Consider the following 10103-nt stretch of genomic DNA (forward strand, 5'->3'; position numbering starts at 1 on the left):
GACCGCTCGGTTCGTAGCCGAGTACTCTATCCAGCTGAGCTACGAGTGCATTTGTGTTTTTATACCAGATCACAACTGGTTGAAGCCAAGTTATTCACATCACTGCAAACAACCCTTAAATGGTGCACTCGACAGGATTCGAACCTGTGACCGCTCGGTTCGTAGCCGAGTACTCTATCCAGCTGAGCTACGAGTGCATTTGTTGCCGCGCATTATAGGCCGTTCAATCTGTTTGTAAAGCGCTTTTTTCTAGTAATTTCAACAACTTACCGAAGAAGCCAGATTACAACGTACTACGCAAATAATGGCGGAGAACGGGGGATTCGAACCCCCGACACCCTTTTGAGGTGTACTCCCTTAGCAGGGGAGCGCCTTCGGCCACTCGGCCAGCTCTCCGCAACACGGGGCGTATATTAACCAGCTTCTTCCCCGTTTGCAAACATAAAAAACGATAAAAATTAATGGCTTGGTTCTTCGTCCTTCTCTTTCTTGATGCGCAGGTAGATTTCCTCACGGTGGACGGCTACCTCTTTCGGGGCGTTGACCCCAATACGCACTTGATTTCCTTTGACGCCGAGCACGGTCACGGTGATTTCGCCATCACCAATAATCAGGCTTTCTGCGCACCGACGAGTCAGAATCAACATACCTTTCTCCTCACGCCTTACATTTCAGGGACAACAGTCTGCAAAAAAAAGGCACTCGACCTACAACCCAAAACGGTCGTGGCCTACATGCCTGAGTATTGACTAGCGCGAGCAAAAGAACAGCCTCGGGGTCACGCCATTCAAAAAACAAAAGGCGCGGTCAGACCGCGCCTTTTGGCAAACGCATCACTCGCCCTGGCGGGCCGGTGCGTCCAGTTCGAAAGCCGTGTGCAGAGCGCGCACAGCCAGTTCCAGGTATTTCTCTTCGATCACTACGGAGACTTTGATTTCCGAAGTCGAGATCATCTGGATGTTGATGCTTTCCTTGGCCAGAGCTTCGAACATGCGACTGGCGACGCCCGCATGAGAGCGCATGCCAACGCCGACAATCGACACCTTGGCGATCTTGGTGTCGCCGATGACTTCACGGGCACCGATCTCGGCAGCGGTCTTTTCCAGTACGGTTTGCGCCGCCTGGTAGTCGTTGCGGTGTACGGTGAAGGTGAAGTCGGTGGTGTTATCGTGCGCTACGTTCTGCACGATCATGTCGACTTCGATGTTCGCGGCGCTGATCGGGCCGAGAATCTTGAATGCTACGCCCGGGGTGTCTGGCACGCCACGGATGGTCAGCTTGGCTTCATCGCGGTTGAAAGCGATGCCGGAAATGATCGGCTGTTCCATGGTTTCCTCTTCATCAATAGTAATGAGGGTGCCCGGACCCTCCTTGAAGCTGTGCAGTACGCGCAGCGGAACGTTGTACTTGCCAGCGAATTCCACCGCCCGGATCTGCAGCACCTTGGAGCCGAGGCTGGCCATTTCCAGCATCTCTTCAAAGGTGATCTTGTCCAGGCGCTGAGCCACGGAGACCACGCGCGGATCGGTGGTGTAGACGCCGTCGACGTCGGTGTAGATCTGGCATTCGTCAGCCTTCAAGGCTGCTGCCAGTGCCACGCCGGTGGTATCGGAACCGCCACGACCGAGGGTGGTAATGTTGCCGTGCTCATCGACGCCCTGGAAACCGGCGACAACCACCACACGACCGGCTTTCAGATCACCGCGGATCTTCTGGTCATCAATCTGCAAGATACGCGCTTTGTTGTGCGCGCTATCCGTGAGAATCCGCACCTGGTTGCCGGTATAGGACACCGCAGGCACACCGCGCTTGATCAATGCCATGGCCAACAGGGCAATCGTCACCTGCTCACCGGTGGAAACGATCACATCCAGCTCGCGCGGAACCGGTTGATCGCCGCCACTGATTTGCTTGGCCAGATCGATCAGACGGTTGGTTTCGCCGCTCATTGCAGACAGCACAACCACCAGGTCATCGCCGGCATCGCGGAATTTTTTAACCTTGTCGGCGACCTGCTCGATTCTCTCGACAGTACCGACCGAGGTGCCTCCAAATTTCTGTACGATCAAAGCCATTTCAAAGCCGCCTCTGCCCATGAAGGGCGCCCAAATAATCACTCAAACAGCGTTCCGGCCCGCCACTAGACTGCGAGCCAGGCGCTGCCTTATAGACCCTGCTCTACAAACGGAACGGTCAGAGCCAGTGCCGCATCCAGAGCGCCGGCGTCGGTACCGCCGCCTTGCGCCATATCCGGACGACCACCACCCTTCCCGCCCACTGCCGCAGCGGCTTGCTTCATCAAATCACCGGCTTTGAGTTGGCCAGTCAGGTCTTTGGTTACGCCTGCAACCAGAACGACCTTTTCCTCATGGACACTGCCGAGCAGGATCACTGCGCGGCCGAGTTTGTTTTTCAGCTGATCGACCAGCGCCAGCAGCGCTTTGCCGTCCTGACCGTCCAAACGCACGGACAGCACCTTCACGCCTTTGACATCCAGAGCCGAAGCCGACAGATCGTCGCCTGCCGCGCTGGCTGCCTTGGCCTGCAACTGCTCGAGTTGCTTTTCCAGCTGACGGTTGCGCTCCAGCACAGCCGACAGCTTGTCGATCAGGTTGTCGCGGCTGCCCTTGACCAGGTTGGCCGCTTCCTTGAGTTGTTCTTCTGCCGCGTTCAAGTAGGCCAGCGCCGCAGCACCGGTGACTGCCTCGATACGACGTACACCAGACGCAACACCGCCCTCGCTGATGATTTTCAGCAGGCCGATGTCGCCGGTACGGTTGGCGTGGATACCGCCGCACAGCTCGACGGAGAAATCACCCATGCTCAGCACGCGAACGTTGTCGCCGTACTTCTCGCCGAACAACGCCATGGCGCCTTTCTGCTTGGCGGTTTCGATGTCGGTTTCTTCGGTTTCAACGGCGGAGTTCTTGCGAATCTCGGCGTTGACGATTTCTTCCAGCGCTTTCAGCTGTTCAGGCTTGATCGCTTCGAAGTGGCTGAAGTCGAAGCGCAGGCGCTGACTGTCGACCAACGAACCTTTCTGCTGAACGTGATCGCCCAGCACTTGACGCAGCGCGGCGTGCAGCAAGTGAGTGGCCGAGTGGTTCAGCGAAGTCGCGTGACGCACTTCGGCGTCGACATGAGTCTCCACCGGAGCGCCCACGATCAGGCTGCCCGAATCCAGCACGCCGTGGTGCAGGAACGCACCACCGGTCTTGGTGGTGTCGCGCACGTCGAAACGTGCAGCACCGGCTTGCAGGAAGCCGCAATCGCCAATCTGACCACCGGACTCCGCATAGAACGGCGTCTGATCGAGGACGATCACGCCCTCCTGGCCTTCGTTCAGTACGTCAACCGATTGCCCGTCTTTATAGATAGCAACGATTTTGGCGGAACCGCTGTGAGCGGTATAACCGGTGAACTCGGTATCGACATCAACCTTGACCAGGCTGTTGTAGTCCATGCCGAAGGAACTGGCGGAACGCGCACGCACGCGCTGGGCTTCCATTTCACGCTCGAAACCTGCCTCGTCGAGGGTCAGATTGCGCTCACGGGCGATGTCGCCGGTCAGGTCCATCGGGAAACCGTAGGTGTCATAGAGTTTGAACACCACATCGCCCGGCACCACGTCGCCTTTGAGTTCAGCCAGATCCTGTTCAAGGATTTTCAGGCCCTGCTCCAGGGTCTTGGCGAATTGCTCTTCTTCGGCTTTCAGCACGCGCTCGATGTGCGCCTGCTGGGATTTCAGTTCCGGGAACGCTTCGCCCATCTCGGCGACCAGGGCCGCAACGATCTGGTAGAAGAAGCTGCCCTTGGCGCCCAGTTTGTTGCCGTGACGGCAAGCGCGACGGATGATCCGGCGAAGTACATAGCCGCGACCTTCGTTGGACGGCAATACGCCATCAGCGATCAGGAAACCGCAGGAACGGATGTGGTCAGCCACCACTTTCAACGAAGCCTGGGCGTCGTTGGTGCAGCCGATGGCCTTGGCCGAAGCGCTCAGCAGGCTCTGGAACAGGTCGATTTCATAGTTCGAGTGAACGTGCTGCAGTACGGCACTGATCCGCTCCAGGCCCATGCCGGTGTCCACCGACGGTGCTGGCAGCGGGTGCAACACACCATCGGCGGTGCGGTTGAACTGCATGAACACGTTGTTCCAGATTTCAATGTAGCGGTCGCCGTCTTCTTCCGGCGAACCCGGTGGGCCGCCCCAGATGTCGGCGCCGTGATCGTAGAAAATCTCGGTGCAAGGTCCGCACGGGCCGGTATCGCCCATGGTCCAGAAGTTGTCGGAAGCGTACGGCGCGCCCTTGTTGTCGCCGATGCGCACCATGCGCTCGGCCGGAACGCCGATTTCCTTGGTCCAGATGTCGTACGCCTCGTCATCGCTGGCGTAGACGGTGACCCAAAGCTTTTCCTTGGGCAGGTTCAGCCATTTGTCGGATGTCAGGAAGTTCCAGGCGTAAGTGATGGCGTCACGCTTGAAGTAGTCACCGAAGCTGAAGTTGCCCAGCATTTCGAAGAAGGTGTGGTGACGGGCGGTATAACCGACGTTTTCCAGGTCGTTGTGCTTGCCGCCGGCGCGCACGCATTTCTGGCTGGATACCGCGCGGGTGTACGCACGTTTTTCCTGGCCCAGGAAGCAGTCCTTGAACTGGTTCATCCCCGCGTTAGTGAACAGCAGGGTTGGGTCGTTGCCCGGAATCAAAGAGCTGGAGGCTACACGGGTGTGGCCTTGCTCTTCGAAGAAGCGAAGGAAGGCTTCACGGATTTCTGCGCTTTTCATTAGGTTCTTCCACGGAGGCTGCGGCCAAAGGCCTGTTCGAAACGTCAACAGACGAAGCGACGGCAAAGGGCCGCATTATATCGGCCCTGCGCGCGGGGTACAGCGTGTTTATACGATAGAAACAGTCAATTGGAGCGGTAACGCTATCACTTACGGGAAAAGTCGACGAATGTCGCGACGACCTGCTCGATTTGCGCCTGGCTGATATCCATGTGCGTGACCATGCGCAGACGTGCGGCGGCACTGAGCTTGATACCTCGCTCAGCAGCAAAAGACTTGATCACCTCGGCCTTGTCGCCCATCGATACGTAAACCATGTTGGTCTGAACCGGCTCGACTTCGTAACCTGCCGCGCGCAGGCCTTCGGCCAGCCATTGCGCATTGGCGTGATCGTCAGCCAAGCGCTGAACGTTGTGATCCAGGGCATACAGGCCTGCTGCCGCCAGAATCCCGGCCTGACGCATCCCGCCACCGACCATCTTGCGCAGGCGCCGGGCCTTGCCGACCAACTCGACCGAGCCGCACAACACCGAACCGACCGGCGCCCCCAAGCCTTTGGACAGGCAGACGGAGACGGAGTCGAAATGCTGAGCGATTTCCCGGGCGTCGACGCCGAGTTTGACCGCTGCGTTGTACAACCGCGCTCCGTCCAGATGCAGTTGCAGCCCATGCTCACGGGTAAAACGGCGAGCCCGAGCCAGATACTCCAGAGGCAGCACCTTGCCCTGCATGGTGTTTTCCAGCGCCAGCAAGCGAGTACGGGCGAAGTGGAAATCATCGGGTTTGATGGCGGCGGCGACCTGATTCAGATCCAGCGAGCCATCGGCCTGCACTTCCAGCGGTTGCGGCTGGATCGAACCGAGAACGGCTGCACCGCCTCCTTCGTACTTATAGGTATGGGCCTGCTGTCCGACGATGTATTCGTCGCCGCGCTCGCAATGGGCCATCAGGCCCAACAGATTGCTCATGGTGCCGGTCGGCACAAACAGGGCTGCGGCAAAACCGAGGCGCTGGGCCAGTTCGGCTTCAAGACGGTTGACGGTCGGATCTTCACCATAAACGTCATCCCCCGTGGCGGCAGTGGCCATCGCGTCGAGCATGCCGGCGGTGGGTTGGGTGACTGTGTCGCTGCGAAGATCGATAACGCTCATGAATCTGGCCTCGGTAAGCAGGGGAAATCCCTTTCAGAAAGAATTACTGCGGTCATGCCAATGAATATTCAACCCTGGCGCAAGGATATTGCCCACTAATACAGCGAAATACTCGATAACAATCATCCAAAAGCACCGATGCGCACGCAGGAAATATGTGTTAAAAACGCTGCGCCGCCAAACTTTACGGCGGCAAAAACGTTCTCAGGGCGGGGTGCAACTCCCCACCGGCGGTAATTGCGCGCAATGCGCATAGCCCGCGAGCGCTTGATGGCAGCACGGCTTCGGCGGTGCCTGACAGCAAGGTCAGCAGACCCGGTGTGATCCCGGGGCCGACGGTCATAGTCCGGATGAAGAGAGAACGGGATTGGCGCCAAAGGGCTGCCCGCAGACACTCACGTCGGCGCGCATACCCTTAAATCCCATTCGATTCATATGCCCTGTTTTTTACACAAACAGGAGTCAGAACATGCAACCCACCGCAATCGATAGCAAGAGCAAACACCATCAGGGCGAGCGCGTAGCGTTCATCCAGGCCTGCTGGCACAAGGATATTGTTGATCAGAGCCGTAAAGGCTTCGTCGCCGAAATGATTGCCCAGGGTTATCAGGAATCCGATATCGACTTCTTCGAAGTCGGCGGTGCGTTTGAAATGCCCCTGCACGCCAAATTGCTGGCCAAGACCGGTCGTTATGCAGGCATCGTTGCCGCAGCCCTGGTGGTCGATGGCGGGATCTATCGCCACGAGTTCGTTGCCCAGTCGGTGGTCAGCGGCCTGATGCAGGTTCAACTGGAAACCGAAGTGCCAGTATTCTCGGTGTCTTTGACCCCGCATCACTTCCATGCCGGTGAAGAACTGCATCACAAGTTCTTCTTCGAGCATTTTGTGCACAAAGGCCAGGAAGCGGCGAAGACGTGTGCCGACACGTTGAGCAAGATCCGTGCGTTGCGTCGTACTGAGCCGCGTGCGGTAGCTGTTTAAAGGCTAAATTGATCGTTCCTGCGCTCTGCGTGGGAATGCAGCCCGTGACGCTCCGCGTCACATGCAATGGCGGACGCAGAGCGTCCATTGAGGCATTCCCACGCGGGAGCGTGGGAACGATCATTTTGCGAACGTCAGGCGAGGTTTTCGTCGCTGGTCGGCACGATCAGGATGCCCGCACGCAAGCCATTCTTCACCTTGGGGTTCGGGAAGATGATCCGGGCGCCCTCTTCTTCGATGATCCAGCGGGTGTTGGCGATGTCTTCGGCCAACAGGTAACCCACTTCCAGTTCCGAAAAATTCTCGATATCCGCTGGCAGGTTAAGCCGGAAGCTGTCGCTGTGCTTGATGATTTCCCGTGCCACGCTGAACAGCTGCAAACCGTCCAGCACCTGCCCCGCCAAATCAGGCTCGGTGCCTTCGATGATCTGTTTGAGACGGGTTTCCAGCCGGGAGACGTTCACCCCGTCGTTCTGCCCGAACGGCCGAGCCTTGCCCAGTTCAAGGGTGAAGGACTCGGCACCGAGTTTGTCGTAGGTATAGGAGCTGAAGACGATGGACGGCTTGTTCTGCAACAGCACAGCTTCCATGCCGGCGGCACGCAGCCGGGCCAGTTCCTGGCGCGAATGCTGGCGATCTTCCTTCCACGGATACAAGGCGAACTGCTCGATTTTCGAACCGCGAATCGCAGTGTGCAGGTCGTAGTGCAGACGCTGGCGATCCGGCAGGCTGAAGAAACTTGCCGCCAGCCGTTCGAGCTCACAGGCGCGCAGCGCTTCGGAGCCGCTGCTTTGTTCGTGACGACCGTTGAACAGTCGATTGACGTCCTGCTCGACGAAACGCTCGCCCTTGCGAATCGCTTCCGGGTTGCCGAACAGGAACAGAATTCTTGCACGCGGCTTGAGGTCGCCGCGGGCAATGTCGTGCAACAGGCGATCGAGCAACTCGATCGGCGCTGTTTCGTTGCCATGGATCCCCGCCGACAGCAGCAGGTCCAGGCCGTTGTCGCGAGCTTCAGGGGGCCGGACTTCCAGCGCCCCTTCGCTCAGCCAGCGCATGCGCACGCCTTCGACAGTCAGTTGAGTCTTCTCCGCCGGTTCGCGGCCGGCGAGGGTCAGTTCAAGCAGTTTGCCGAGGGCGAGCATAGAGCTGTTTCCTTAGTGGTCGTGATTGCAATCCGGGCCGTGAACATGATCCTCGTCGTCGCCAGGTTCAGCCGGTTCCATTTCCAGTTGCAGACTTACCAGATTAGTCGCCAATGGGCGCAGCAGCAGGTTGGCGTATTCGGCGTCACCTTCTTCAACGTCCACGCCGATCAGCAATTGGCCGCGGCCGTCTTGCTGGATCCACAGCTCTTTGCCTTGCCACAGGACCGCAACGCGGGTGCAGGAAGTTTCCAGTTGCGTGCCGTCGGTGTCTTCAAGGATCAGCTGCAGGGTATCGCTCATGTGTTTACGCTCTCGTTTGAGATGAAGCGGCGCGCTGTCATGCGCGGCAGCGCGCCGTCGATCAATTGATCTGGAATGGATAAACCGCGCCCAGTTTAAGGATTTGCGTCAGTTCATCCAGTGCCGTCCGGCACTCAAGCAGCAATTGCGGGTCCGCCAGATCGTTTTCGGTCATGCGGTCGCGGTAGTGCTTCTCGACCCATTCGGTCAGAGTGCCGTACAACGGTGCCGTCATGATAACGCCTGGATTGACCGCCGCCAGTTCGGTTTCGTTGAGCGCGACACGCAACCTCAGGCAAGCAGGGCCACCACCGTTCTGCATGCTTTGCTTGAGATCGAAGACTTTTACTTCGCGGATCAGGCCGCCGGAGCTGGTCAAACCCTGCAAGTACTGCCAGACGCGCTCATTGCCACGGCATTCTTCCGGCACGATCAACAGCATCGAGCCGTCAGGTCGCGACAGCAGTTGGCTATTGAACAGGTAGGACCGAACGGCGTCTTCCACGCTTACCGCGGAACGCGGAACACACACGGACTGAAATTTCCCACCGACTTTGGCGAGTTTGCTCTGCAATTCAGCGAGCATCGTTTCGGTCTCGAGAAACGCGTCCTCGTGATAGAACAACACCTCACCATTACCCACGGCGATCACGTCATTGTGGAACACGCCCTGGTCGATCACCGATGGATTCTGCTGGGCATACACCACGCCGTCGTCGCTCAAACCGTGCAGCCGGGCAACGGCCTGGGAGGCCTCAAGGGTCTGGCGCGCCGGGTACTTCTGCGGCGCCGGGTAGCGGGTATCGAACGCACTGCGGCCGAACACGAAGAACTCGACGCCGGCTTCGCCGTACTCGCGGCAGAAACGCGTGTGGTTGGCCGCGCCTTCGTCACCGAACTGCGCCACGGCCGGCAACGCAGCGTGATGAGCGAAGTGGTTCTGGTCGGCGAACATCGCACCCAGCACGCGGCTGGTGGTCGGGTGTTCGATGCTGCGGTGATATTTGCAGTTGAGGTTGGCGGCGGTGAAATGCACACGACCGTCAGCCGTGTCGGCGCTCGGGCTGACGGTGGCGGCGTTGGCTACCCACATGCTCGACGCCGAGCAACTGGCGACCAGCAATGGCATGGCTTCCTTCGCAGCACGCTCAATGACCTGGGCGTCGGTACCGGCAAAACCCAGGCGACGCAATGCCGCCACGTCCGGGCGCTCTTGTGGCGCCAGCACGCCCTGCTGGAAACCCATTTCCATCAGCGCTTTCATCTTCGCCAGGCCTTGCAACGCGGCTTCCTTGGGATTGGAAGACTGCTGGCTGTTGCTCTGGGACGCGACGTTGCCGTAGGACAGGCCGCCGTAGTTATGGGTCGGCCCCACTAGACCGTCAAAATTGACTTCATAGGATTTCATCAGCGAGGCTCCACGAGAATCTGTTGTTATGGCTTCAGTACATTCTTTGAGACCGAGGTGTGGCCATCGCTGGCAAGCCAGCTCCCACAGTGACTGCGTCGTACACAAGATGTGTGAACGCCACCGAACTTGTGGGAGCGGGCTTGCCCGCGATTGGGCGTTACACCATCTTCACGCCAGGCGTGAGAGCGGCAGGCAACACCAGGCTCGGGGTTTCCAGCGAGGCCACCGGGTACGCGCAGTAATCCGCCGCGTAATAGGCGCTCGCGCGGTGGTTGCCCGAGGCGCCGACGCCGCCGAATGGCGCGCTGCTCGCGGCGCCGGTCAG

General features: G+C 58.8%; 8 protein-coding genes, 2 tRNA genes, 1 pseudogene and 1 riboswitch. Of the genes and pseudogenes, 1 reads left to right on the plus strand and 10 read right to left on the minus strand.

Annotated features, from left to right (window positions below; translation table 11 throughout):
- Window positions 1–120 precede the first annotated feature (120 nt).
- The 6 genes from D8U73_RS28955 to ltaE all read right to left on the minus strand — a co-directional run bounded on the left by D8U73_RS28955 (window position 121) and on the right by ltaE (window position 5937).
- A tRNA-Arg gene (locus D8U73_RS28955) sits at window positions 121–197 on the minus strand.
- 108 nt (window positions 198–305) lie between these two features.
- Window positions 306–396: transfer RNA gene (locus D8U73_RS28960), tRNA-Ser, on the minus strand.
- Between the two features lie 62 nt (window positions 397–458).
- Entirely contained in the window at window positions 459–647 is a 189-nt protein-coding gene (gene csrA / locus D8U73_RS28965; RefSeq protein WP_002554426.1) for a carbon storage regulator CsrA, read from the minus strand.
- Between the two features lie 186 nt (window positions 648–833).
- The gene (locus D8U73_RS28970; protein ID WP_056852735.1) at window positions 834–2075 is read right to left on the minus strand and encodes an aspartate kinase; all 1242 of its coding nucleotides are present in this window, start codon (window positions 2073–2075) and stop codon (window positions 834–836) included.
- Between the two features lie 89 nt (window positions 2076–2164).
- Window positions 2165–4786 carry an alanine--tRNA ligase gene (gene alaS / locus D8U73_RS28975; RefSeq protein ID WP_130906389.1) on the minus strand — a complete coding sequence of 874 codons (2622 nt, stop codon included), beginning with the start codon at window positions 4784–4786 and terminating at the stop codon, window positions 2165–2167.
- Between the two features lie 146 nt (window positions 4787–4932).
- Window positions 4933–5937 (minus strand): low-specificity L-threonine aldolase, encoded by a 1005-nt coding sequence (ltaE, locus tag D8U73_RS28980; protein ID WP_130906390.1) that lies wholly within the window; start codon window positions 5935–5937, stop codon window positions 4933–4935.
- 196 nt (window positions 5938–6133) lie between these two features.
- A riboswitch (FMN riboswitch) is annotated at window positions 6134–6304 on the plus strand.
- A gap of 102 nt (window positions 6305–6406) precedes the next feature.
- On the opposite strand from ltaE, the gene D8U73_RS28985 reads away from it, so the two are divergent.
- On the plus strand, window positions 6407–6919 hold the full coding sequence (locus D8U73_RS28985; protein ID WP_056852552.1) for a 6,7-dimethyl-8-ribityllumazine synthase: 513 nt from the start codon (window positions 6407–6409) through the stop codon (window positions 6917–6919).
- Between the two features lie 134 nt (window positions 6920–7053).
- On the opposite strand, the gene astE is transcribed toward D8U73_RS28985, so the two are convergent.
- The 4 genes and pseudogenes from astE to astD form a co-directional block, all read right to left on the minus strand.
- Complete coding sequence (astE, locus tag D8U73_RS28990; RefSeq protein WP_056852553.1) at window positions 7054–8064, minus strand: succinylglutamate desuccinylase; 1011 nt, start codon at window positions 8062–8064, stop codon at window positions 7054–7056.
- 12 nt (window positions 8065–8076) lie between these two features.
- Window positions 8077–8367, minus strand: coding sequence for a hypothetical protein (locus D8U73_RS28995; RefSeq protein ID WP_056852554.1), 291 nt, complete (start codon window positions 8365–8367; stop codon window positions 8077–8079).
- A 61-nt stretch (window positions 8368–8428) separates the two neighbouring features.
- Window positions 8429–9775 carry an N-succinylarginine dihydrolase gene (gene astB / locus D8U73_RS29000; protein ID WP_130906391.1) on the minus strand — a complete coding sequence of 449 codons (1347 nt, stop codon included), beginning with the start codon at window positions 9773–9775 and terminating at the stop codon, window positions 8429–8431.
- Between the two features lie 160 nt (window positions 9776–9935).
- A pseudogene (astD, locus tag D8U73_RS29005) lies at window positions 9936–10103 on the minus strand (N-succinylglutamate 5-semialdehyde dehydrogenase); the annotation flags it as partial.

This window comes from Pseudomonas sp. Sample_22, assembly GCF_004307635.1.
In the GTDB taxonomy this organism is placed as follows: domain Bacteria; phylum Pseudomonadota; class Gammaproteobacteria; order Pseudomonadales; family Pseudomonadaceae; genus Aquipseudomonas.